Source organism: Bacillus cereus group sp. BfR-BA-01331, assembly GCF_022663915.1.
GTDB lineage: Bacteria > Bacillota > Bacilli > Bacillales > Bacillaceae_G > Bacillus_A > Bacillus_A mycoides.
Window position 1 is genome coordinate 121,074 of sequence record NZ_JAKUGJ010000005.1, and the last position, 25,555, is coordinate 146,628.

Here is a 25,555-nt window from a genome sequence, read left to right on the forward strand (position 1 = left end):
AAAGAGGAGGATCCCCCTGATGAATCCAAATAATCGCTTAACAACAAACCAAGGTGCTCCAGTTGGAGATAACCAAAACTCTCGTACAGCTGGTCGCCGTGGACCGGTATTGTTAGAAGACTATCATTTAGTAGAAAAACTTGCTCACTTTGATCGTGAACGTATTCCGGAGCGTGTTGTGCATGCACGTGGTGCAGGTGCTCACGGTGTATTCGTAACGAAAAACAGCATGAAGCAATATACGAAAGCAGCGTTTTTACAAAATGAAGGAACTGAAACACCTGTATTCGTTCGTTTCTCAACGGTTATTCATGGTCAAGGCTCCCCAGAGACAGCTCGTGACCCTCGTGGTTTCGCGGTTAAATTCTACACAGAAGAAGGAAACTACGATATCGTAGGTAACCATTTACCAGTTTTCTTCATTCGTGACGCAATTAAATTCCCTGACATGGTGCATTCTTTAAAGCCAGCACCTGATACAAATGTTCAAACGCCAGATCGTTACTGGGATTTCATGACGTTAACTCCAGAATCTACACATATGATGACATGGGTATTTTCTGATTATGGTACACCAGCAAACTACCGTGAAATGGAAGGTTTCGGCGTACATTCATTTAAATGGATTAATGCAGAAGGTAAAATTGTTTACATTAAATATCATTGGAAGCCACAGCAAGGTGTGCGTAACTTAAGTGCAAAAGAAGTCGAGCAAGTACAAGGAAAAGACTTCAACCATGCAACTCGTGATTTATTCGATGCAATCGAAAAAGGAAATTATCCAAAGTGGGATTTACACGTACAAGTAATGCAACTAGATGAAACGGACTCTTTAGACTTCGATCCACTAGATCCAACGAAAGTATGGCCAGAAGATCGTTTCCCATTAATTGAAGTAGGGACGATGACGTTAAATCGTAACCCGAAAAACTTCTTCGCAGAAGTAGAGCAAGTGGCGTTCTCTCCAAGTGCAACTGTAAATGGCATCGAACCATCTGAAGATAAATTATTACAAGGGCGTTTATTCTCTTACCCAGATACACAGCGTTATCGCCTTGGTGCAAACTACTTACAAATTCCTGTAAACTGCCCATACGCAGCTGTTCATAACCAACAACGTGATGGTGCAATGCAAGTAAATCAAAACCCATCTACAGTAAACTACGAACCGAGCCGTCATACAGAAAATCCGGTTGAGGACCCAACTTACCGCGATTCAACTATGAAAGTAGAAGGCTACGTATCTCGTGAAAAAATTGAGAAACCAAATGACTTTAAACAAGCAGGTGAGCGTTACCGTTCATTCTCTAAAGAAGAACAAGACAACTTAATTGCAAACTTAACAAACGACTTAAAAGACGTAAATGAGCGCACGAAATTATTAGCTGTTTGTAACTTCTTCCGTGCAGATCAAGAGTACGGCATGCGTTTAGCTGGGGCGTTAAATGTTGATATTACGCAGTATGTAGGTAATGTTCCGAAGTAAATAGGAAAAGACGACTGGAAGAATTTTCGGTCGTCTTTTTTGTGTGAAAGATGTTATACTTTTGTCGAAAAAATTTTACATATAAGAGGTTTATTTAAGGAAACGATCGGTATATTTAAAAAATCGTTGATATATTTTCTATAATACTAGATGGGGTATACATGAGCGCAAATGCGAATAAATTATATGTATAAATTTCACTATATAGCAAAAACGATAAGTGTAATAATTTCCTTTTACTTAGTAAAACTAAGTGGCCTGAGTTCTACATCAATAGGAACTCAGGCTTTTTTATGCGAAAAATTTATGAAGTCTTTTTGGAATAAAACTTAGGACAAGAAAGAGTGCGATTTCACCTAAAATAGCGACAGTAATATTGAATAAGAAGGTGCGGAAATTTACAGTGATGTGATTGAGGATAGCGTATTTCCAGTAGGATAAGCTCATGAAAATCACTCCTTATAGTGTTTTTTATAGTATATAAAAGTTGTTTCGTAAAAGTGCATGTCCTTGTTTATAATTTGTAAAAATACAAAATGAATTCTCAACAAAATCTCAACAATTGAGTAAGAAAAGTTTATGGAATATATTACTTATCCCATTACGTAGAAATAGAAGTATTTACAAAAAAATCTTCAGAATTAACATAAAATTTACAAAAAACTAATAAATTGTTGAAATAACACAAACAAAAATATATACTCTTTATATACTTTTTACAAAATAAGGGATGTGATGAAATGGTTTACAAGGTTACTTAATTGTATATGAATTGTTCGTTTTAAAGATTCGAAATAACTTTAAGTGAGGAGAAATGAATATGTTTCGATTTATGAAATCTCCAATTGGTATAGCGATTGGGGTAGCAGCGGTTATATTGGCATCACCAAAAGCAAGGAAAGGATTACGAAAACTAGCAGTAAAAACAGTATCAGCTTTTCTTGGTGCGAAAGAACAAATTCAAAGTGCTGGTTCAGAAATGGAAGAAGCTTTACCAAAAGTGAAAGAAGCGGCACGTAAAGTGGCTGTGAGAACAGTATCGCCAATTTTAGGAGCGGTAGAAGCTGTTCCAAATACAATTTCTAAATTCCAGGAAAAATGGGTTTCTCGTGTAAATGCGTATCATTCTGAGCAAAATATAGATTATGAAAATTTGCCCGTTAGTCCTTAAGTACCACATGAGCAATAACCCTTTTTACTTCCTTCAAGACGATAAGGAGGATGATGATGCAAAGTAAATCATTAAAAACGAGATTTATACGATCGTTACCTGGAAGGATTCGAATTGAAATTTACAAGCTAAAATACAACAAGAACATGGCGAACTTGATATTAGACCGATTTAGTCAAGCGGAAGGTATTTATCAAGTAAGTCCCTCAATTTCTACAGGAAGAGCCCTTATTACTTACGATATCAACAAGACCTCTCTACATAACATTTGCAAAATAATTCAACTTATAGAAGAACAAGTGACCAAGCGAAAGAAAACTAGTACAAATAGCAGTGAAGAAAAGAAGGAATTAATAGATTATTCATCTAGTGTAGTTTCTCGTAATAATGACACGGTTCATAGCAAAAAGGATGAAGGTGTGCCGTTACCGTTAGCACTTTCAGTTGTTGGGTTAGGTGCTTTCGGCATAAAACAATTATTTATGGGGAGATCTGCCTTAGCTAGAAGTCCTGGTCTTTTTTATGTATCCGGAGCTTTATCTGTTGTGACGGGTTATCCGTTCTTGAAGCGAGGATTCAAAAAAATGGTTGCTAGCAAAAAGGTGAATTCTGATCTTGTGCTTGGTGTAGGAACACTTGCACTTGCGCTCGCACGGGAGAATATTGTCGTGCTTGCCGGTCTTAGTCTATTAAACTACTTAAACTGGAAGCGTAGTCAAGCAAACATAAACGAAGAAAATGAGGCGTATAAAGAAAATCTCCTTTCCCCGGAGATTAAAGCCTATAGTGAAAAACAATCAAAATGGGGAATGATTTTTGGTGGAGCAACTTGGGCTTTCACTAGAAATCCTTTGCGCGGAATGGCAGTTTTATTAGCGGCTAATCCCAAACCAGCTGTCTCATCGGCAGAATATGCGTGGCGACAAGGTGATCTTGTTGCAAGAGAAAGAGGATATGTCATTCCGAGTGGTGGGTCGTTATCGCAATTATCTCGGACAAAAACGATAGTATTGGATGATACATCTCGTATATTCCAGGTCTCAGCAGAGGGAATGAGTTGTATTTCACAAGATGAAAATGACGGGCAAGTTTGGTGCACAGCCGCTTCTCTTATTGAAAAAAGTGAGCATGTTTGGAAAGAAGAAGTCGTGCAACAGGCGGCGAAAACTGGAAGAACGTTAAGAAAGGCGTTTGAAGTTCAAGTAGAGAATGAAGGGATAAAAGGTGAAATTCAAGGGATAACTTCCTTTTTCGGAAGTAAAGATTTTGCCGAGCGAAATGGTGTAGATATAAGTGCGTATGAGCTGGAAGCGAAGAGACTTGAAAAAGAAGGTTTTCAAGTTCAGTTCGTCGCTAAAAATAAAAAATGCTGCGGTCTATTAGTTGGATCGAAGGTTACCATTATTCCTGAACTCAAAGAAGTAGTCAATGGGTTACGTAAAAATAAGTGGAGTATAGGCGTTTTGCAAAATAGTTTACATGTAAATCGTAACATTCTTTCTCAATATGGTGTGGATGATAGCTGGCAGCAGGGTGATGCTACCAAACGGGTGGAATTGCTTCGTTCAAATGGAGAAGAGGTATTATTTGCAACTGATAAAAATACCGATTTTTCGTCTATATCATTTGAAGAAATAAAAAATATCTCTCAATCTACAGCGTATGCAAACCGAATCAATATGTTGGTGAATGAGCATTTCCGCGCAGCGAAAGTGTGGAATGTGGTGGGAGAGATGTTAGCAGTTTGGTCTATATTCACAGCACCTGTAATCGCCTTATTTGCAAATGCTTTATCGTTAACGCTCTTATCTAGGGCGAAAAGAATGAGCGAGAAGATATTTTCTTATGGAGAATTGTCGAAAATGGTTTCTTCTCAGCAAAAAGTGATTCCTGCTAAACAAGATCAAATTCCGTGGTATACATTTAATCAAGAAAAAGTGATGAATAGATTACAAGTTGAGAAACAATATGGATTAAGTGATGCACAAGTGAATATGCGAAAAGAAGAATACGGAATGAATCAAATTGAACCGAAACCGTCAGTTCCTTGGATTGCATCATTTATGGGCCAATTTAAAGAATTTACATCGCTTATTTTACTTGGAGCAGCCGGGTTATCTGTTATATCTGGTGGGTGGTTTGATGGATTAGCAATGGGGACAATTCTCGTTGTAAATGCAATAATTGGGACGCTTCAAGAACGGAAGGCGGAAAAGGTAGTTGAGGCTTTAAATCAATTCCGAGCTCCTGTTTGTAAAGTAATACGAGAAGAAGCAGAAATAGAAATATCAAGTAGTGAACTCGTTCCTGGGGATATCGTCTGCCTGGAAGCGGGAGACCGTGTACCTGCTGATCTTCGCGTTGTTAACTCTTGGAACTTAGAAATTAATGAAGCGATGTTAACGGGAGAATCACTTCCAGTTGAAAAGAAAGCTGACACTATGCTAGAAGAATGTTCGTTAGCAGAGCGAAACAATATGCTCTTTATGGGGACGTCCGTAACACGCGGTAAAGTGGTGGCAATCGTAGTGGAAACAGGTATGCGTACAGAGATGGGCTATATGATCTCCTTAATGAAAGGGGAGGAAACAGAGCCTACGCCATTACAGCAAAAGGTGACATCTATTAGTAAAACATTTATTAAAGGGGCATTTGTAGCTGGTGGTCTTGTGCTTGTAGCGGGTCTAATTAGGGGACTGCCAATTGCGCAAATGATTACAACGTCGGTTGCTCTTACTGCTTCTGCTGTTCCAGAAGGCTTGCCAATTATGATTACGATTGCTTTAAGTGCGGGTATATTCCGTATGCAAAAGCAAAATGCGCTCGTTCGGAAGCTTTCAAGTTTAGAAACGCTTGGTAGAACAACGGTTATTTGTTCTGATAAAACGGGAACTCTTACGAAAAATGAAATGACTGTTAAAGTAATTGCTACGCCAAATCGTTTATGGAGTGTAACGGGTAATGGGTATGAACCAGTAGGGACGATTGCGGATGTAACTTCATCTAAAGTTGCTGCTTCTGTAGATATGGATGTAGAAGATGCTATTTATCATGAAACGGAAAGTATGCCGCTAGAAAATCCTGATTTAGCTCGCATTCTTCAAATTGGTGTCCTTTGTAACAATAGTAAATTAGAGCAGGAAGATGACCTATGGGTTGTGAAAGGTGATCCGACTGAAGGAGCTTTATTAAGTTTAGCTTCTAAAGCGGGTGTGCTGCATGAAGATATGGCGTCATTTGAACGCCATCATGAAGAACCGTTTGATTCTGAGACGAAAATTATGAGTGTTGTTTGTAAAGAGAGTAACGACGAAGAGTTGTATAAGTTCTCGAAAGGTTCTGTAGAGGCAATTCTTCCTCGTTGTAAATGGTATCAAGATAACGGTCAAATATATCCGTTATGTGATAAGGAAAAAGAAGTCGTTTTACAACAAAATGAAAAATTTGCGGAACAGGCATTACGAGTATTAGGTTTTGCGTACAGTGCTAACGAAAATGATGATCTTATTTTTGTTGGGTTAGTCGGTATGGTTGATCCGCCGAAACCTGAAGTGGAGGAGAGTATTCATGAAGCGATTGAGTTAGGTGTGAAGCCAGTAATGATTACGGGAGATCATCCGACTACAGCGATTTCTATTGCGAAACAAACTGGAATTTGGAATCGTGAAGATCGTGTTTTAACGGGATTAGAAATTGATAACATGACAGATGAGGAATTAAAAGAAGTTGTAAAAAGTACATCTGTTTTTGCTCGTGTGACCCCGGCTCACAAATTACGAATTGTAACTGCATTCCAAGCTGACGGTCAAATCGTCGCTATGACTGGAGATGGTGTAAATGATACACCGGCTATAAAAAAAGCGAATGTTGGTATTGCGATGGGGCAAACCGGAACAGAAGTAACGAAAGAAGTTGCTGATTTAATTTTGAAAAAGGATCATTTCGGTTCAATCGTTGAAGGGGTAAAAGAAGGTAGAACGATCATCGGAAACATTCGCAAAGCAGTTGGTTGTTTATTAACGGGGAATTTAGCGGAAGTATTAGTGACGAGTGCGGCTGTTATTGTAGGAATGCCGATTCCGTTAGTACCAATTCAAATTTTATTAATGAATCTTATTACCGATGCTTTACCAGCGATGATTTTAGCTGTAAACCCTGGAAACAAAACGAAGCAAACGAAACGCCAAGATATTGTTGATAAAGAATTGTATAAAAAAGTTGTGACAAGAGGAGTATTGCTTGGGGTAGGTTCGCTCGCTGTATTTGGTATTAGTTTAGCGGCTGGAGTACCTCTTCCAGTAGCGCAAACATCAGCGTTTGCGGCTTTAGTTGCCGGACAGCTCATTCAAACTTTCTCCTGGAGACAAGAGGGATCAGAAGAAACAATTCGCGATTGGTCAAAAGACCGTTTCTTTATTGCAGCGTTAGGAACGTCTTGGCTCGTATTGTTATCAGCTATATATGTACCGCCGTTAGCTCGTATATTCCATACCGTTCCGTTAACACTGACGCAATGGATACCTGTTCTTCTTGTAGCGGGTACAGTATCTAAAATTTCGAATCCTATTATTAATTTAGTTTCATATAAGAATAATAATCTAGTAAAGCCGATAGTTTCTGAATCTGCATTATTAAAAACAGTGTAAAGGAGCAATGAAAATGATACGAAAAGTTGTTATTGGATCTACTTTAGCGTTAGCGAGTGCGGCTTTATTACCTGTCGTAAGAAATACACTTCGTCCGCTTGTTGAATCAGGAGCAAGAGGTGTGAAGTCTACTTTTGAAACAATTAAAGAAGAAGTAGAAGATATTATTGTGGAAGCAAAAATGGATAGGATGCAAAAGCAATTTGAAAAAGAACTTTCTTATGTGGAAGATGACACAACTGATGAACAAGAAATTATAGAAGCGGCAGCTGAACAAGCGCAAGATGAAGAGGAGGAGATTAAGCATGATGCATAAAGCTGTAGAAAAAGATGTAGATTATCATTTGGAAAAAGCGTTAGAGCATTTTGAGCAGGCGTTAGATTTAAGTGTAAAAGCCGCATCAGAAAATAAAGCGATGCAAAAAGAGGTTGCTACGAAAATGGGATCTTTCACTGGTGAAATTTTTCACTCTGTTCGTGAAAAAGGAAAAGCAAATCGTATGAATGTAATGAAATGGTTCACTCTTCCTCGCTTTTAAGCGAGGAGGGGGATTAAGTGGAAGGAATATAGGGAGTTTGTATCTCCCTTATTCATATTCCATACTATGCATGTCGCGTTAATTATCTTAATATTCAGAATTATATTTCGCGCGGAGGAGTGAATGAATTAAATGACAGCATGGATGATGGTATTAGCACTGACATTTTCATCAAGCATTGATAACTTAGGAGTGGGAATTTCTTACGGCATTCGCAACATACGAATTAGTCATTTTTCCAATCTTATCATTTCGGTTATTTGCTTTTTGTTTAGTGTGGCCGGGATTTATTTTGGGTTATGGCTTTCGAAAATTTTGCCTGGGATTATGCCAGTAGTCATTGGTTCTTTCTTATTAGTTGTCATTGGTCTTCGAATTGTATTATTAGCAATTCCTCGTAAGGTGGTAGCTGAAGATGCGGAAGGTGAAGTAGCATCTACAGAAATAAATGGTTTAACGAAAAATATAGGTGAATCTGGAGGAATCGGATTTGTAGAATCCATCTTTCTTGGCATTGGTCTGTCTGCTAATGCATTAACGAACGGATTAGGTGCTGGTTTATTCGGTTTGAATCCGATAGCGATATGTGTTGCTGCGGCAATTGGTAGTTTCATAACAGTTTGGGGCGGAGTTGCATTAGGGAGAAAGATAGCTCACGTTCGTATTGGGAAATTTACTTTAGGGCAATTTGGAACATTGATTAGCGGAACTTTACTATTAATTATTGCGTTTGCTGCGTTTTTTGATTGAGTTATCCAGCTATTTGCGGGTTCATAATCAGCGGGGATGATCAAAACCTCCACTGATTAAAGTTTCACTTTATAGAAAGAGAAAGGAATGATATTTTTAACATCAGATGAATAGAAGGTGAACGAAGTGAGATTACTTTATAAAAGGTTGAAGTACTCTGAACTTGAGGCTGAATTACAATTAGTAGAAAGTGTTTTAAGTTCAGGGTATTTTATTTTATTAGATATATTCTTTTTGTCTTCGTTATTAACAGTGCTAACTTTTTCCTTGCACCATTCATTTCTAGTTGCATTTTTCACTTTTATTAGTTCTTATATTGTTTGTAGTAGCATATTTTTTTTATTGAGAAAGTGGTTGCAATAAGTTGCTCTATTAAACTACGCAGAAAAAGCCGTCTTAAAAAATTTCGATTTTTTAAGATGGCTTTATTTTATGATTCGTAATATATGTTTACAAAATGTAAACATATATTACGAATCCCCATCTTGTAACTTGGCAAAAAAATTTGTTAATATAATTGTATAGAAGTTGTAGTTATTTTGCATGTGACAACTATGATTATTCTCATGAATAGAGGGGAATGGAATATGTCTGAAGGAACTGAAAGAAGTAATCTTGGGTTGTTATTAAAAGAATTACTGAAGGAAAAATCTTTATCGATGCGAAAACTGAGCGCGCTTACTGGAATTGATACTGCTACTATTTCAATGATTATAAATGGTAAGCGAAAAGCAAATCCAAAGCATTTGCAAAAGTTTGCAGATTGCCTCGGTATTCCGATCGCAGATTTGTTTGTGGCGGCAGGTTATTCTATTGGAACAAAGCAGGAAGAACAATCTGATATTCATGTATCTATTAATAACATTGAGCATTTACTTGAATCTTCACAGTTATATGATCAAAAGTTTAGTATCGCGAATGTAGAGCAACAATTGGCTAATTACGAACAATATTCGCAAACAGAAGAAGGACAAGAAACGATTGAAAAGGGGTTTACCGAGAAGATTCAGAAGGTAAGCAGTATTGGACCATTCATTAATGATCTGAAAGAATTGTATGAGAGATTTACGAAAAAGAAGGGGACACCTGTAGAACTAGCTTTAATGGGAAGTGCTCTCATCTATTTTATTCTATCAGTCGATGTGATTCCAGATTACATTTTTCCTATCGGTTATTTAGATGACGCTGTTGCTGTGCAACTTGTTTTAAATTCGCTATTGAAAAGATAAGATGCTTATATGAATAGATAGATAAAGATATTTATATACCGATAGTTTGGAATATTTGTGTTGTTATGAATATACGAAAAAGGTGTACCCCGTGTTAGAACGGAGTACACCTTTTTCGTATGTTTGTAAGTTTTAGTTCACAGATCTCTCTGTATACTCATAAGCTTTCTCCCCGTGCATCGAAATATCAAGCCCCATTTGTTCTTCGTGCTCATCGACGCGAACAGGGAGGAAGAAGTTAATCGCTTTAATGATGGCGTACGTCATTATGATTGTGAATGCATATGTTGCGCCGATTGCTACAAGTTGTTTGAAAAGGAGAGATGCGTTTCCGTAAAATAATCCGTTAGCGCCATCACCATTTACAGTAGTAGTTGCAAATAGTCCAGTTGCAATACCGCCCCAAGTTCCTCCGATGCCGTGGCATCCAAATGCATCAAGTGTATCGTCGTACCCGAATTTGTTTTTTAAGAAGAAGACAGCACCGAAACATAATATACCGCCAATTGCTCCGATAAGAAGAGCGGAGAAAGGTGTAACGAATCCGCAAGCTGGCGTAATTGCGACTAAACCAGAAACAACCCCGCAAGCAGCTCCCATCGCAGTCGGCTTCGATTGGAAGAACCATTCAGAAAGCATCCAAGTTAAAGCAGCGGCAGCGGCGGCTATATTTGTATTAATAAATGCAGTTAAAGCTACGTCATTTAAAGATAATGCACTACCGACGTTAAAACCGAACCAGCCGAACCAGAGTAAGCCTGCGCCTAACATTGTAAATGGTAAATGATGAGGAGAGGTACCGCTTATGTTTTTTCGTTTTCCTAGGAAAATAGCTAATACGAGACCAGCAACTCCAGATGTGATGTGAACGACGTTACCGCCAGCAAAGTCTAGCGCACCAAGTTCTCTCAGCCATCCGCCAACGCCCCACACCCAATGAGCGACAGGATTGTAAACGATTGTTGTCCAAAGCAGGATAAAAATAAGAAAGGCAGAAAATCGCATTCTTTCGGCGAATGCACCTGAAATTAAAGCGGGAGTTAAAATAGCGAACATGAGTTGGAACATCATAAATAAATTGTGAGGAATAGTAGATGAGTAGTCTGGGTTTGGTGCGTAGGTAACTCCGTTTAGACCGAACCAATCGAGATTGCCGATAAGTCCGTGCCAATCTGGTCCGAATGATAAAGAATAACCGATAACAATCCATTGAATCGAAACGATAGCCATTGCGCTATAACTGTGCATTGTCGTGCTGAGTACGTTTTTACTGCGAACCATACCCCCGTAAAAAAGTGCCAATCCTGGTGTCATCAACATGACCATTACTGTCGTTACAAAAATAAAAACTGTATCCCCCGTATTCATTCTCTCTCCTCCTATGATGTTAGAAAAAATAACATCTATATGTTATGTTTCATATCATATTCGAAATAAAAAGAAAAATCAACTAAAAATTTAGAAAACTTTTTAGGTAATGTTAGAAAATCTAACATGATGTATTTTGAAGGGATAAAATCAACGTATGCGATTTGCTCTAAAAATTGGTATAATATTCTTACAATTGGAAGTTTGGGGGATGCGTGTGAAAAAAATATGGACTAAGGAACTATTCATTTGTTTTTGTTTAGCTGTTATTTTGTTTGTACCAGTACATACTTTTGCGGAAGAAAAAAGGGAATGGCGAGATGAAGTTATATATTCCATTATGATTGATCGCTTTAATAACGGAGAATCGAAAAATGACAAACAGTTAGACGTTGGTAATTTAGAAGGGTATCAGGGCGGAGATATACGTGGGATTATAAAAAGATTGGACTACATAAAAGAAATGGGATTTACTACTATTATGCTTTCGCCGCTTTTTGAAAGTGAAAAGTATGATGGATTAAGCGTTCGAAACTTTCAAAAAGTAAATGAACATTTCGGAACAGAAAATGATGTGAAAGAACTTGTAAATGAGGCTCACAAAAAAGGAATGAAAGTTGTCTTTCAATTTCCGTATGAAGAAAATGAACAACAATTAATTGACTCGATGAAATGGTGGATAAAAGAAGTCGATTTAGACGGAAGTTATGTGATACATAGTGAAAAAAAGCCGCGTGCTTTTTGGGATGAAGTACAAAAGGATTTGCAGAAGGTAAAGAAAGATTTTCACATTATGACAAAGGAAGATAATGAGTACTATAAAAAAATAGTAGAGTCATTTTCAAAAGCAGATATGTCTGTGAAACCTTTATATGATGTGAGTGGAAAAGAAGAGGAATTCGCTACGTTTTTAGATAATCAAGAAACAAAGCGATTTGCACGTATTGCAAAAGAAAATATGTATTACCCACCGTCTCGTTTAAAACTAGCGATCACTTACTTATTAACATCCCCGGGGATACCGAATTTTTATTACGGAACTGAAATCGCATTAGATGGGGGAGATGCTCCAGATAATAGACGATTAATGGATTTCAAATCTGATGAAAAGTTTATGCAGCACATAACGAAGCTAGGTGAACTTAGACAAGCGAGACCATCTTTACGACGTGGTACGTTTGAACTTCTATATGATAAAGATGGAATGAGTATACTAAAAAGAAAGTATAAAGATGAAGTAACACTAGTAGCGATTAATAATACGAAAAAAACGCAAAAGGTCTCCTTACCTGTAAGTGCAATTGGTGAAAAACAAGAGTTAAGAGGATTGTTAGAAGACGAAATTATAAGAGAAGAAAACGGAAAGTTTTATCTTGTTTTAAAGCGTGAAGAGTCGAATGTGTATAAAGTTAGCGAAGAAACAGGTGTGAACTGGTTATTTATCTCCTTAATAGTTGGTGTGAATGTATTATTTATTGCTTTTTTAATTGCGGTTAAAAAGAAAAGATCCTCTGTATAGATAGAGGATCTTTTTTTCTTAGCGGTAGTTAATGAACTGTACGTCGATTGGTAAGTCGACGCTGCGAACGGCTGCGATTACTGCTTGTAAGTCATCACGGCTTTTCGCTGTTACGCGTACTTGGTCATCTTGTACTTGCGTTTTTACTTTTAATTTCATTTCTTTAATGATGTTGTTAATTTTTTTCGCGTTATCTTTATCGATACCTTGTTGCAGAGTTGCACGTTGGCGAACAGTATTACCAGATGCAGTTTCAACTTTTCCGTAGTCCAAGTTTTTAATTGGAACGTTACGTTTTACAAGTTTAGAAATTAGAACGTCTTTTACTTGGTCTAATTTGAACTCGTCATCAGAAGTTAAAACAAGTACTTCTTTTTCTAATTTAATATCACTTTTACTACCTTTAAAGTCATATCGGTTTTGGATTTCCTTTAATGCGATGTTAATTGCGTTTGTTACTTCAGGTAATTCTACTTTCGAAACGATGTCAAAAGAACTCTCTTTTGCCATAGTTAGCACCTCCAAATAAATTTCTATCTTTTCATGCACCTAAATAGGCTATGTAATATACATATTAAAGTATAGCGGAAAATACATCGATTAGATAGAGTGTTGCAACTTAAGTGTTTTGACGGATCATCCGTAGAGGAATATAGTCCTATAGATACAGTCTTTATTTAATTATAGTGAATTTTGGGCAGTTGGACAAATAAAGGAAAAATCGTGTTATAATTAACTTTTGTTTGGAATGATAAAAAAGATAATTTTATATATATAGAAGGGAATTAAAAAATATGTATTTGCAATTAGGATCGATTGAACAGGTAACTGTTTTACGCGAAACGGAAATCGGATATATGGTTGGAAACGAAGAGGAAGAAATCTTCCTACATAAAAACGAATTAGCTGGAGAAATTGCAGAAGGCGATACGATTGATGTATTCTTATACCTTGATCACCAAAATCGTATTTCAGCAACAATGAAGGAACCAATTATTACAACGCATGATTGGAATTGGGTAAAGGTTGTAGAAGTTATTCCTAGTTTAGGTGTGTTTGTTGATATTGGTGTATCGAAAGATATACTAATTCCACTTGATGAGTTTCCAATTTATATGCCAGTATGGCCTCAGGAAGGCGACGAATTATATTGTACGTTAAAATTAACGAATCGTGATCGTTTAATTGCTCTTCCGGCAAGAGACAGTGATATGCAAGAAATTATCGTAGATGCAACGCCATCTATGCGCAATAAAAACGTAAATGGACGTGTGTATCGCTCACTTCAAGTTGGTTCATTCATACTAACTGACGAGCATTTCCGTGCTTTCTTACACCATACAGAAAGAAAAGAACAAGTCCGCATCGGTGAGCGCGTAACAGGCCGTATCATTGACGTGAAAGATGACGGTACAATCAACATTTCACTTCTTCCTCGTAAAGAAGAAGGAATGGAAGATGATGCAGCAGTACTTTATGCATATATGGAAGAACGAGGCGGAGCGATGCCGTTTTGGGATAAGAGCAACCCAGAAGACATTAAAGAACGTTTCAATATGAGTAAGGCTGCCTTTAAGCGTGCACTTGGTAAACTGATGAAAGAAGAAAAGATTTACCAAGAAGAAGGTTGGACTTACTTTAAGAAATAAAGTGAATGAAAAAGATCTATTTTTCTCTAGTTTGTTAGGGAATGGGTCTTTTTTGTTTTGCCATTTTCTAAAAAATACGATAAATTAATTGAATATTCATGTTATTATTGATATTTAAAATGTTAGGGGATTATTTTTTTAAGGAAATACAACAGAGAAATCTGTCATGTTTGGTGGGAAAACACAAACACACAAATATGAATATGATGTAGATAATAAAAATACAGTCTACATTGATGCGTTAAACCGTCGTATTGAACATACGTATAATGAGAATGCAAACAAAATTCAGACAAAAATGCCAAACGGCTCGATTTTAGAATCTGTTTATGATTCAGCAGACCGCGTCATTGGCGAAAAGAGAAATGGAAAAGATTCATTTACATTCGAACGTGATGAGAATGGACAAGTTACGAAAGTCAAAGACCATGTTAATGGTGTAGAACGTACGAAAACATACGATAAGGCAGATCGCGCCACAAGTGCAACGGATAGCCGAGGCGGAAAAATTGACTGGGCATACCATGATAAAGCAAATAGTAAGACAGAAAAATTAAAAGAACAAACAGTAACGCAAGGCGGATACACAAATAAAGTATCGTATGACTACAACACGTTAGATCAAAACATACGTGTGACAGACGGTTCTCAAACGTATCGATTTGATTACGACGATCAAGGAAATGTTCGTACGTATACAGCCGGAAATGGTTCAGGTTCTACCTTCAACTATGATCACCCGAACAAAATTAAAGATTTAGTAGTAGGTACGTCAAACAGTATTCTACTTTCTGAACGATATGAATATGATCAAGTGGGGAACCGTACGAAGATTAAACATGAAGGTGCAGGCGGAAAAGTAACAGAAACAAACTTTATATATGACCCAATTAACCAACTACTAAACGAGACATTACCAAACGGAACAAGTAAATCTTACACATATGATGGATTTAGAAACCGTACAAGTGTGAAAGTTGTAGAGAATGGAAAAGAAACAAAATCTATAGCGGCAACATTTAATGAAGGAAATCAGCTTGTAAAATTCGGAAACGAATCGTTAACGTATGATGCGAATGGCAACCGTACATCTGATGGAAAGTATAAGTATGCATGGAATGAAGATGACCAGATTGTAGCGATTACGAAACAAGGTGAAAGCAATGCATTCGCAACATATAAGTATGATGAAGATAATCGTCGTATTGAAAAGAATGTAGGTGGAACAGTAACACGCTACTTCTATGATGGAGACAGTATCAATCCATTGTATGAAACAGATGGAAGTGGAACTGTACTTCGTCAATATGTATATTCTACAAGTGGTACACGTCTAGCAATGAAATCGCAAGGACAAACAGTATACTACCACTATAACCCTCGCGGTGACGTAGTCACGATGACAGATCAAAATAGAGAAGTTGTCGCAACGTATGAATATGATTCGTGGGGTAACGTATTAAAGAGTGAAGTAAAAGGTATCGCAGCAGACAATCCATTTGGATATGCGGGATACATGTATGATAAAGAAATTGGCACGTATTATCTGATGGCACGTTATTATAATCCAGATCATGGTGTGTTCTTATCGGTGGATCCTGATCCGGGTGATGAGGATGATCCAGTAACGCAGAATGGGTATACGTATGCAGATAATAATCCGGTGATGATGGTGGATCCGGATGGGCATTGGGCTAAATTCAATAAGTATAAGTGGTATAAAAATAAAAGAGTCCAGTATTCAATAAAATCTGGCGTAAAAGAAGTAATTAATTCATATGGAAGTGATGTGGGGTATCTTATGGCAGGTTCTAAAGTCTTGCAACCTATATGGGATGGTGGTAAAGCATATGTCCAAAGCAAAAGTAAATCAAAATGGCTAATTCAACAAAGTGCGAATGTAATTGCAGCTAAGGGTGGGAATTTGTCGAGAGTCCAAAGCGCAGCAGCTAGTAAACAAGCTAGGATGGCAGGGTATAGATTAGGAGGAAAGGCAGTAGGAAAGACGATTTTAGGGCCGATTGGTTGGATACCAGATGGCTATGTATTCTATAAAGGGTTTAAAAAAGGGTGGAAATCTTATAAAAAGGGGTGATATGGTGACTGAATTCGATGAACGACTAATATGGATGTATGGAATCATAGTAATGGCCTTTTTCGGAGTAAAGTTTATTAGGCTTATTATTAAGAGTAAGGTATATTCATTAGCTATGTTTTTAATCCCATTTGTTGTTCTCTATGCATTGTATTTTACGCCTCTATCATCAATTTCTATACCGGTTCGTCTATTGATATTTGGATTATCTTTTTTAATAGTGTCCGTTATACTTTATTTCATTGAGGTCAAATGATGGGTATTAATAGATTCGGGGTTAAATGAAAGGAAGTAGGAAGTTAAAGTATTACGAATATGATGTATATAGGATAATATATTAAAATAGGAAAGCTTTAGTTAGAAACTATGCTGGCCTGTAATAAAGGGATGATTATGTAAATATTGAAAGTAATAATACTTCATACATGTCGCTCTTGGATTACAAAATGAATGTATTGATAATATTCTTGAAAAAAGAAAAATAAAGTTTTATAGATTCAGTGCATCTCAAAAATTAAGGAAGTTATATTAAGTGCCGATGAAGAGGAAATGGAGCTTAAAGTGAAGCTCAAAAGAAATCGATTTTTCGTATACTTTACTTTTTCTAAAAATGATTTAAGGAGTGAAAAATGGGAGTATGAAGTATCATTTGAAGCGGATGTAAAAAGTATAGAAGAGGTATGTTATAACATCAAAAAGTTATAGGATTAACTATTCTATACTTTTTAGAAGGTAGGAAAGTTTTAGTATTAAAACTAAAAATGGTGAAAAATTAGGGGAGCCAATCAAATAATCGAAATGAACCTTCCTTCTTTAGGAAATATGAAGTAATGAGGCTGATAATATGCATATTTGGACGCTGACGAATTGGGAAGAATATTATAATTTAGAAGAGGAGAGTCACCGTACTGGATTACGATTGAAATTTGATACAGATGTTGATCCTGAAGTAAGAAGAGCCATTAAGGAATTTTGTAAATGGCTGCGCCAAGAATACTTTTTCCCAATTAGAGTACCTATTTATGTGAAAACTTCATATAAAATAAAGGCAATGGATGGAGAGCTAGTCTATGGTACTTTCTTTGGGCCGTTTGATCGAAATGTTGAGCCGTATATTCGTATTTCGACAGGGGATTATTATGATACGGTGCAGAAAAATGGAAAAGATAACGCTTTAGGGTGCTATCTGGTTACTATTGCGCATGAGCTAACGCATTATTTCCAATGGATTAATGATATAAAACTAACGAGAATTGGATATGAGAGGCAGGCTACTGCTTATTCAGGATATATTATTGATGAGTATAAAGAAACTAGAGAGCATCCGTAAAGTAGAAACTGTATAGCTAACCGGAAGTATGAGGATTCCACATTTGTAATGAATGTTTAGCAACCCTTTGAAAAGGAGATATGCATATGAAATTTTATAACGCCGGATACCTCATAATTTCCTACGATAGGGAACTTATCTATAAAGAATGCAATATTGAGGGACTATCACAAACGATTTTAACGATATGTAATGGGATTCGACCTACATTTCCGGATTATTGGTTTTTCACTTGGTGTAATTCAAATAAAAATGATCCTATTGCTCAGATGATAAATGGAAGGTTGAAGATTAGTAAAGAGGAACATGAAAGCGGACAATCTTTTTTAGATACACTAATGGAAGAAGAAAAGTTCTCGTGGCCGAATGCTTTTAAAAATTTAGAAGATGCGAGATTCTTTAAGCGAAATTATTTAAAAGGGATAGAAAATTTAGAGATTATTAGTTTGCATCTTTCAGAAGAGTATCGGACGGATTTTTTAATAAATGAGCGAGAAGAAAATGACTTTAAAGTTTCTATATATAACTTTCTCGAAAATTCATTACCTGTTGATGTTGAAAACGATGAAATATTAGGATTTGATATATGTGGCTACGAGCCCGATTGGTTTTACTCATTTATTTATAATAATTTGCAAGTGGACTTTAAAGCGTTTGGCAAGAAATTAAATGAATTATCACTTGTTGATAAGTATGAAGATGCAAAGCAGATTATCCATTTAATTGATGATGGGGAAATTGAGGCAGAAGAGGTATTGTGGTATCCGTGGTTAATTGTAAAATGCATATAATCTTTTAAAGAAAGAGGTATAAGCACCGGATTAAAATGGAGATAGAACTAGATCACATCAATTGGCATTATAAAAGTCTGAAGAAAAAGTTGAAAGTATTAATGAAAGAATAAAAAGCACGACCTTATTTGAAAAAATAAGATCGTGCTTTATTTTAGTTCCCTTTCCCAAAAAGATGAGAAAATGTATCTTTCAAGTCACTATCATTTATTTTAATATCCGCCTTTTTTAATTTATCTTGTAATAATTTTTGACCGAAGGAAGGGTCGGCAAGACGTTCTTCTTCTAAGTCTTTACGTATAGAGTCTTTCACTTTATCGTAAGGTTGTAAATCTTTTTTATCAGTTAGTTTAATAATGTGATAGCCGTTTGGTGACTTTACGGGATTGCTAATTTGGCCGGGCTTTAATTTGTAGGCAGCTTTTTCAAATTCAGGTGTCATTTTTCCTGCCCCGAAGTATCCGAGGTCTCCGCCATTATCTTTTGATGCTAAATCTTGAGATTCTTGTTTTGCTAATTCTTCAAATGAAGTGCCGGTATCTAATTTCTTCTTTATCTCTTTCGCTTCATTTTCGTTACTTACTAAAATGTGACTAGCTTTAATTTCTGGTTTATAGTGGTCTTTCACATCTTTTTCTGTAACGCTTTGTTTAATCGCTTCATTCAATGCAAGTTTGAATTTAATTTGATTTTTGAAATCTTCTTCATCTTTTAAACGATTATTTTCTAGTGTTGCTTTGAATTGTTCTCCGTATTGATCTTTTGCTTTTTCTACTTCTTTATCTACTGCATCATCAGATACTTTATATTTTTTAGTAATAACATCTTGTGCTACCATTTCGTATAGCGTGTCTTTTCCGTATCGATCTTTCAATTGTTTTTCGAAATCGCTCTTCGTAATGGTTGAGTTTGTTGTTGTAGCGATTGTGGCCGAGTCATTTTTTTGTCCGCAAGCAGATAGTATTAATATACTTATTAGTGCAGTGATAATGAATGTACTTTTTCCTTTCATGCTAACACCTCATCCGAATATGTTATCGCTATTGTAGAATATAGAAGTGAACATGAAGTGAATTTTTAATGTTTTTTCCCTGTAAAATGTAAAAAAAGTACATCAACATTAAAGTTGATGTACGATGTAATCAAAGGTGATCGGTTTTCTTAGAATATGCACGTTTGCCTTGCTGAATATTTTTTTGCTCTTGTTCATTTTTTTGAGTGCGCTTTGCATTATTGTCGCGTGCTTTTTTGTCGTTATCGCTAGTATGTGGCATATGTATCAACTCCATTTCTAAACGTTGTATGTTTATCATTTCCTTTTTCGTAAAGACTATGTATAGCGGTGCATTCATGAATACTAAAGGTGGATTAGAAATGGATTTGAAGCTGAATTATACTGAACTTATTAAGAAGTTAGTCGTTGTAATTATTGCGGGTTTATTAAATGCGATTGGGATGAATTTATTTTTAACACCAGCGAAAGTGTATGCGAGTGGTTTTGCTGGATTGTCTCAATTATTGTCACAAATATTAGGTGACTTTTTATCTATTCATATATCTACGGGGGTATTGTTTAGTTTGTTTAATATTCCTGTCGTTATTTTAGCGTGGAAAAAGGTTGGGAAGGCCTTTACATTTTTTAGTTTTCTTTGCGTTGTATTTATGACTTTGTTTTTAGAAATTATCCCAGTTAGAGCGGTTTCGCACGATATTATATTGAATGCGATTTTTGGTGGTATTATTTCAGCGATTGGGGTAGGGGTTGCTTTAAAGTGGGGGGCTTCTACAGGTGGTCTAGATATTATTGCTATGATTTTATCAAAAATAAAAGATAAGCCTGTCGGCACGTATTTTTTCTTCTTTAATGCACTTATCATTATCGCTGCTGGCTACGTATATGGATGGGAAAAGGCATTATATACTTTAGTCACTTTGTATGTATCAACGAGAATTATTGATGCGATTCATACCCGTCATGTGAAAATTACGGCATTAATTGTTACAAAGAACGGGGCAGATGTGCGAAAAGCGATTCACTCTCGCGTAGTGAGAGGGATTACAACTATACCAGCAACAGGTGCTTATACAAATGAAAATAAAGAAATGTTAATGATTGTTATTACTCGTTACGAGTTGTACGAATTAGAGAGGGTTATTAAACAAGTGGACCCAGGTGCATTTACAAATATACTGCAAACGGTCGGTGTGTTTGGATTGTTTAGAAAAGATTAAAGAGGACCAAAGCTGGTCCTCCTTTTTTAATGCGAATTCGTAATGTTTTGCAATTGCTCCTGCATTTCACGTAGCTGAACTTTTTCAGCAGTTGAAGAGTTTGCATAAGCAGAGTGCAAAGAGTTTTTTGCTCTATAAACGAGTTCCTGTTGTTCAGCACCACTTGAACAAGAAACGGCACTTGAAACAGCGTCTCTAGCTTGTTGGAATAGTAAGTTCCCCATTTAAACCCCTCCAAACGAAGAGTTACTTCTCGCTTTTTCTGCCTCAGCTAATGTACCTCTGTACGGGAATCTTGCATCATGCTTCATAACAGCATCGGCTCCTTGCTGGATAAAACGTTTTGATTTGTTCTTTTTACCCATTCGAAAAACCCCCTTTATTTAGCTGAAAACAATTGACGCGCTGACTTTTGCGTCTAATAATAGTATGAGCGTTTGGCGAGAAACTATAAGCAGGGAATTTTTAGATTACAATCCAAGAACCTCTTCTAAATATAGAGCGATACCATCTTCTTCATTCGTTAATGTCGTATGATTTGCGAGTGATTTTAATTCAGGAATTGCATTACCCATTGCGATTCCATGACCAGCAAATTCGATCATTTCAAAGTCGTTATCCTCATCACCAAAAGCGATAATTCGCTCTTTAGGAATATTATAATGGCCTGAAATTTTTTGTAATCCGACAGCTTTATTTAATCCGCTTTTTACAATTTCAATAATTGGCCAAGGCGCACCCCATTTTCTATGGTCGATGACTTCAGCATGCATATCTGTTAAATGTTGGCGAATTGCAGCAGAATGCTCGTCATGTGCATCGATTAATAAGCAAGTTGGATGGTCGTTTAAAATATTTAATAAATCTCCTGTGAAAATCCTTGGAGAACCGAATTCAAAAATATGTTTTTTATCTTCATCAATTTCACGGACATACACATCATCGATGACTTCAGCGTAGACATTTTTCACGCCGAAATCAAAGCAAGCTCGGACGATTTCTTGCGCTGTTGAAAGTTCAAGAGGAGAGTGATGTGTTCCCCAACTTGAATCAAGAGGGTGATGCACGTAAGCTCCATTAAAGTTTACGATTGGTGTGTTAAGGCTAAGTTCTTTATAATAATCGTAACTAGCGCGGAATGGACGTCCTGTTGAAATAACGACAATATGTCCTTGTTCTTTTGCTTTTGCAATTGTGTTTTTCGTTCTTGGAGAAATTATTTTGTTGTCTGTTAATAAAGTTCCGTCTAAGTCTAATGCGATTAAATGTTGTTTGTTCATAATTTCACCTCTTATAATAAATTTTTTGATTCTATCTGTATTTCCGTTTTTAATATGCAGAAATAAGAGGTTAGACTGGGTGAAACTACTGTAGATGAAAGTTTCACTATATATCCATCTTACGTCGCGAAGCGCTGTGGTGTCTACTATTTCTCGTTGGAAATTAGGAAAAGTCAATGTCTTTTTAGAAAGTTCAAACAATGTTTCTTTCATTATGTACAATTTGTGAAAAGGGTTACATTGTTTGAATGATGCGACTTATAATGAACATGTAATCTTCTCGTATATGTTTGACTCTCCTTTGAAACTGGCCTAAAGTAGGTTGGTTTCTTTTTTTTCAACAAATATGCCAATAATTCCTGCTTAAGCTTGTGTAATTATATATATGTACATGGGTAAACGGTAGTACTTGTTTCCTAAACATGACAGAAAGGCTTTCTTTTAAAATGGATATACTAATGAGGCAAGACGTCATGGAAGGAGAATGAAAATGGGACAAAATCGCAGGTTTCGTTCAGGGCAAAAAGCGCCAAATGATGGCATTTACGTAGAAATTGGTGAAACGGGAAGTATGGTGAAAAATCCGCAAATGGTACAATTAACTGCCGGTGAAAAGTTTCCAGAGAACGCAAATCATAACCGTCAGTGGACATATAAAAGAAAACCGTAACAGAAGCCGCAATCGTTATTGCGGCTTTTTTGATTAGGAAAATGAATGTTACTTTTTTCTTTTTCCAATAATAAGTTTGAACTACATAAGCAAAATTATTGTATAAAAAAGTCAGTTGGCGTATAATCAAATCAAAGGTCAAAGAAAGTCAAACATTTGGAGGGCTGTAAAGATGGACTTAAATCAAATGACAACGAAAACACAGGAAGCGATTATGAGTGCTCAATCTTTAGCGGTATCTCATCATCATCAAGAAGTAGATACTGTTCATCTATTGCTTACGTTATTAGAGCAACAAGACGGATTAACGGTACGTATTTTTCAAAAAATGAATGTCGATATAGAAGCGTTAAAGCAAGGCGCCGAAAGTTTAATTAAGAAAAAGCCTTCTGTAACTGGAAGCGGGGCAGAGGCAGGGAAATTATATGTAACAGGTGCTTTGCAACAACTGCTTGTAAGAGCAGGAAAAGAAGCGGAGAAATTGCAAGATGACTACATTTCAATCGAACATGTATTACTTGCTTTTTCTGAAGAAAAAGGCGATATAAATCAATTATTTACAAAATTTCATATTACGAAAGATAACTTATTACAGTCTTTAATGACAGTTCGGGGGAATCAAAGAGTGACTAGTCAAAATCCAGAAGCAACTTATGAAGCGTTAGAAAAATATGGCCGTGATTTAGTGGCTGAAGTAAGAGCGGGGAAAATTGATCCTGTAATTGGCAGAGATAGTGAAATTCGCCGCGTGATCCGCATTCTTTCACGCAAAACGAAAAATAACCCCGTTTTAATCGGAGAGCCAGGTGTTGGTAAAACAGCAATCGTTGAAGGATTAGCGCAGCGTATTGTGAAAAAAGATGTCCCAGAAGGATTAAAAGATAGAACAATTTTCGCTTTAGATATGAGTGCACTTGTGGCCGGAGCAAAATTCCGCGGTGAGTTTGAAGAACGTCTGCAAGCTGTATTAAATGAAATTAAAAAGAGTGAAGGCCGTATTTTATTATTCATTGATGAACTTCATACAATCGTCGGCGCTGGTAAAACAGAAGGAGCGATGGATGCGGGAAATATGTTAAAACCAATGCTAGCGCGTGGTGAACTGCATTGTATCGGGGCAACGACATTAGATGAATACCGTAAATATATTGAGAAAGATCCAGCGTTAGAAAGACGTTTCCAACAAGTGTTAGCAGAAGAGCCAACTGTTGAGGATACAATTTCCATTTTGCGTGGTTTAAAAGAGCGTTTTGAAATTTATCACGGTGTAAATATTCATGACCGCGCGATTGTAGCGGCATCTGTTTTATCAGATCGATATATTTCGGATCGTTTCTTGCCCGATAAAGCAATTGATCTTGTTGATGAAGCTTGTGCAACAATTCGAACAGAAATTGATTCTATGCCAACAGAATTAGATGAAGTAACGCGCCGCATTATGCAGCTGGAAATTGAAGAAGCTGCTCTTGGGAAAGAAAAGGATTTAGGTAGTCAAGAGCGCCTAAAAACATTGCAACGTGAATTATCGGATTTAAAAGAAGTTGCAAGTAGTATGAGAGCGAAATGGGAGAAAGAAAAAGAAGACATTCACAAAGTGCGTGACTTACGTGAGCATTTAGAGCGCTTGCGCCGTGAGTTAGAAGAAGCAGAAGGAAATTACGATTTAAATAAAGCAGCTGAGCTTCGCCACGGGAAAATTCCAGCTATCGAAAAAGAGTTAAAAGAAGCGGAAGAGATGGGTGCACATAATAAACAAGAGAATCGTTTATTACGCGAGGAAGTAAGCGAAGAAGAAATTGCAGACATTGTTTCAAGATGGACTGGTATTCCTGTCGCAAAACTCGTTGAAGGTGAACGTGAGAAATTATTACGTCTTGAACAAATTTTATCAGAGCGTGTTATCGGTCAAGAGGAAGCGGTAAGCCTTGTATCAGACGCAGTTCTTCGTGCGCGCGCTGGCATTAAAGATCCGAATCGTCCAATTGGTTCATTCATTTTCTTAGGCCCTACAGGTGTTGGTAAAACTGAGCTTGCAAAAACGCTAGCACAAACGTTATTTGACAGTGAAGAGCAAATGATTCGTATCGATATGTCTGAGTATATGGAGAAACACGCAGTGTCACGCTTAATTGGTGCGCCTCCTGGATATGTTGGATATGAAGAAGGGGGACAATTAACAGAAGCAGTAAGACGTAAACCGTATTCTGTTATTTTGTTAGATGAAATCGAAAAAGCACATCCAGAAGTATTCAACATTTTATTACAAATGTTAGACGATGGCCGCATTACAGATTCACAAGGACGTACAGTAGACTTTAAAAATACGGTTATTATTATGACTTCAAATATTGGATCTGCTCATTTATTAGAAGGGCTAGAAGAAGATGGTTCTATTAAAGAAGAGTCAAGAGAACTTGTAATGGGACAATTAAGAGGACATTTCCGACCGGAATTCTTAAACCGTGTCGATGAAATTATTTTATTCAAACCTCTTACAAGGAATGAAATTAAAGATATTGTTGATAAGATTGTACAAGAATTACAAGGGCGTTTAGCAGATCGCCACATATCATTAGAATTGACGGAATCTGCAAAAGAATTTGTTGTAGAAGCTGGATTCGATCCGATGTACGGAGCTCGTCCGTTAAAACGATACGTACAGCGTCAAGTTGAGACGAAATTAGCGAGAGAATTAATTGCAGGAACGATTACTGACAATAGTCACGTAGTGGTTGATGTAGAAAATAACGAATTAGTCGTTCATGTAAAGTAAAAAAAGAGTTCGGATAAAATCCGGACT

At 36.7% G+C, this 25,555-nt stretch carries 23 protein-coding genes; 16 read left to right on the forward strand and 7 right to left on the reverse strand.

What is annotated here, in order from left to right; translation table 11 throughout:
• Window positions 1–19 precede the first annotated feature (19 nt).
• The 8 genes from katB to MR155_RS11485 all read left to right on the forward strand — a co-directional run bounded on the left by katB (window position 20) and on the right by MR155_RS11485 (window position 9,821).
• Window positions 20–1,486: a catalase KatB gene (gene katB, locus MR155_RS11455; RefSeq protein ID WP_242309826.1), complete on the forward strand. Its 1,467-nt coding sequence runs from the start codon at window positions 20–22 to the stop codon at window positions 1,484–1,486.
• An 820-nt stretch (window positions 1,487–2,306) separates the two neighbouring features.
• Window positions 2,307–2,657: a YtxH domain-containing protein gene (locus tag MR155_RS11460; RefSeq protein WP_002087015.1), complete on the forward strand. Its 351-nt coding sequence runs from the start codon at window positions 2,307–2,309 to the stop codon at window positions 2,655–2,657.
• 56 nt (window positions 2,658–2,713) lie between these two features.
• Window positions 2,714–7,303, forward strand: a complete 4,590-nt coding sequence (locus tag MR155_RS11465; RefSeq protein WP_242309827.1) for a cation-translocating P-type ATPase — start codon at window positions 2,714–2,716, stop codon at window positions 7,301–7,303.
• Between the two features lie 13 nt (window positions 7,304–7,316).
• Window positions 7,317–7,619 carry a hypothetical protein gene (locus MR155_RS11470; RefSeq protein ID WP_002087012.1) on the forward strand — a complete coding sequence of 101 codons (303 nt, stop codon included), beginning with the start codon at window positions 7,317–7,319 and terminating at the stop codon, window positions 7,617–7,619.
• Window positions 7,609–7,842: a hypothetical protein gene (locus MR155_RS11475; RefSeq protein WP_002087011.1), complete on the forward strand. Its 234-nt coding sequence runs from the start codon at window positions 7,609–7,611 to the stop codon at window positions 7,840–7,842. The genes MR155_RS11470 and MR155_RS11475 overlap by 11 nt, the downstream gene beginning before the upstream one ends.
• Window positions 7,843–7,974: 132 nt before the next feature.
• Window positions 7,975–8,592: a sporulation membrane protein YtaF gene (gene ytaF / locus MR155_RS11480; protein WP_242309828.1), complete on the forward strand. Its 618-nt coding sequence runs from the start codon at window positions 7,975–7,977 to the stop codon at window positions 8,590–8,592.
• A gap of 126 nt (window positions 8,593–8,718) precedes the next feature.
• Window positions 8,719–8,955 (forward strand): hypothetical protein, encoded by a 237-nt coding sequence (locus MR155_RS32025; RefSeq protein WP_002134945.1) that lies wholly within the window; start codon window positions 8,719–8,721, stop codon window positions 8,953–8,955.
• A 224-nt stretch (window positions 8,956–9,179) separates the two neighbouring features.
• On the forward strand, window positions 9,180–9,821 hold the full coding sequence (locus tag MR155_RS11485) for a helix-turn-helix domain-containing protein (RefSeq protein WP_002087007.1): 642 nt from the start codon (window positions 9,180–9,182) through the stop codon (window positions 9,819–9,821).
• A gap of 132 nt (window positions 9,822–9,953) precedes the next feature.
• Here MR155_RS11485 and MR155_RS11490 read toward each other — a convergent pair whose 3' ends face one another.
• Window positions 9,954–11,189 (reverse strand): ammonium transporter, encoded by a 1,236-nt coding sequence (locus MR155_RS11490; RefSeq protein WP_002087005.1) that lies wholly within the window; start codon window positions 11,187–11,189, stop codon window positions 9,954–9,956.
• Window positions 11,190–11,346: 157 nt separating this feature from the next.
• Here MR155_RS11490 and MR155_RS11495 point away from each other — a divergent pair, with 157 nt between their 5' ends.
• Window positions 11,347–12,708 carry an alpha-amylase family glycosyl hydrolase gene (locus MR155_RS11495; RefSeq protein WP_242309829.1) on the forward strand — a complete coding sequence of 454 codons (1,362 nt, stop codon included), beginning with the start codon at window positions 11,347–11,349 and terminating at the stop codon, window positions 12,706–12,708.
• An 18-nt stretch (window positions 12,709–12,726) separates the two neighbouring features.
• On the opposite strand, the gene MR155_RS11500 is transcribed toward MR155_RS11495, so the two are convergent.
• Window positions 12,727–13,218, reverse strand: a complete 492-nt coding sequence (locus MR155_RS11500) for a YajQ family cyclic di-GMP-binding protein (protein WP_002030284.1) — start codon at window positions 13,216–13,218, stop codon at window positions 12,727–12,729.
• 284 nt (window positions 13,219–13,502) lie between these two features.
• Here MR155_RS11500 and MR155_RS11505 point away from each other — a divergent pair, with 284 nt between their 5' ends.
• The 4 genes from MR155_RS11505 (at window position 13,503) to MR155_RS11520 (ending at window position 18,573) form a co-directional block, all read left to right on the forward strand.
• Window positions 13,503–14,357 carry a CvfB family protein gene (locus MR155_RS11505; RefSeq protein WP_002011240.1) on the forward strand — a complete coding sequence of 285 codons (855 nt, stop codon included), beginning with the start codon at window positions 13,503–13,505 and terminating at the stop codon, window positions 14,355–14,357.
• A 634-nt stretch (window positions 14,358–14,991) separates the two neighbouring features.
• Complete coding sequence (locus MR155_RS11510; RefSeq protein WP_313897554.1) at window positions 14,992–16,452, forward strand: RHS repeat domain-containing protein; 1,461 nt, start codon at window positions 14,992–14,994, stop codon at window positions 16,450–16,452.
• An 844-nt stretch (window positions 16,453–17,296) separates the two neighbouring features.
• Complete coding sequence (locus MR155_RS11515) at window positions 17,297–17,782, forward strand: hypothetical protein (RefSeq protein WP_113937666.1); 486 nt, start codon at window positions 17,297–17,299, stop codon at window positions 17,780–17,782.
• A gap of 86 nt (window positions 17,783–17,868) precedes the next feature.
• Window positions 17,869–18,573, forward strand: a complete 705-nt coding sequence (locus MR155_RS11520) for a hypothetical protein (protein ID WP_242309830.1) — start codon at window positions 17,869–17,871, stop codon at window positions 18,571–18,573.
• Between the two features lie 154 nt (window positions 18,574–18,727).
• On the opposite strand, the gene prsA is transcribed toward MR155_RS11520, so the two are convergent.
• Both prsA and MR155_RS11530 read right to left on the reverse strand, forming a co-directional pair.
• Window positions 18,728–19,585 carry a peptidylprolyl isomerase PrsA gene (prsA, locus tag MR155_RS11525; RefSeq protein ID WP_242309831.1) on the reverse strand — a complete coding sequence of 286 codons (858 nt, stop codon included), beginning with the start codon at window positions 19,583–19,585 and terminating at the stop codon, window positions 18,728–18,730.
• 130 nt (window positions 19,586–19,715) lie between these two features.
• Window positions 19,716–19,847 carry a DUF3941 domain-containing protein gene (locus MR155_RS11530; protein WP_001120851.1) on the reverse strand — a complete coding sequence of 44 codons (132 nt, stop codon included), beginning with the start codon at window positions 19,845–19,847 and terminating at the stop codon, window positions 19,716–19,718.
• A 100-nt stretch (window positions 19,848–19,947) separates the two neighbouring features.
• Here MR155_RS11530 and MR155_RS11535 point away from each other — a divergent pair, with 100 nt between their 5' ends.
• Window positions 19,948–20,805, forward strand: coding sequence for a YitT family protein (locus tag MR155_RS11535; protein ID WP_242310044.1), 858 nt, complete (start codon window positions 19,948–19,950; stop codon window positions 20,803–20,805).
• Window positions 20,806–20,831: 26 nt separating this feature from the next.
• Here the strand turns inward: MR155_RS11535 and MR155_RS11540 are convergent, their stop codons facing one another.
• The 3 genes from MR155_RS11540 to MR155_RS11550 all read right to left on the reverse strand — a co-directional run bounded on the left by MR155_RS11540 (window position 20,832) and on the right by MR155_RS11550 (window position 22,085).
• Complete coding sequence (locus MR155_RS11540) at window positions 20,832–21,029, reverse strand: DUF3813 domain-containing protein (RefSeq protein ID WP_002011309.1); 198 nt, start codon at window positions 21,027–21,029, stop codon at window positions 20,832–20,834.
• On the reverse strand, window positions 21,030–21,170 hold the full coding sequence (locus MR155_RS11545; protein WP_000516816.1) for a hypothetical protein: 141 nt from the start codon (window positions 21,168–21,170) through the stop codon (window positions 21,030–21,032). It lies immediately after the preceding gene.
• Window positions 21,171–21,275: 105 nt separating this feature from the next.
• The gene (locus MR155_RS11550; protein ID WP_002011310.1) at window positions 21,276–22,085 is read right to left on the reverse strand and encodes a Cof-type HAD-IIB family hydrolase; all 810 of its coding nucleotides are present in this window, start codon (window positions 22,083–22,085) and stop codon (window positions 21,276–21,278) included.
• 490 nt (window positions 22,086–22,575) lie between these two features.
• On the opposite strand from MR155_RS11550, the gene MR155_RS11555 reads away from it, so the two are divergent.
• Window positions 22,576–22,755, forward strand: coding sequence for a YjzC family protein (locus MR155_RS11555; RefSeq protein WP_002086997.1), 180 nt, complete (start codon window positions 22,576–22,578; stop codon window positions 22,753–22,755).
• Window positions 22,756–22,927: 172 nt separating this feature from the next.
• The gene (clpB, locus tag MR155_RS11560) at window positions 22,928–25,528 is read left to right on the forward strand and encodes an ATP-dependent chaperone ClpB (protein ID WP_242309832.1); all 2,601 of its coding nucleotides are present in this window, start codon (window positions 22,928–22,930) and stop codon (window positions 25,526–25,528) included.
• Window positions 25,529–25,555: the final 27 nt, after the last annotated feature.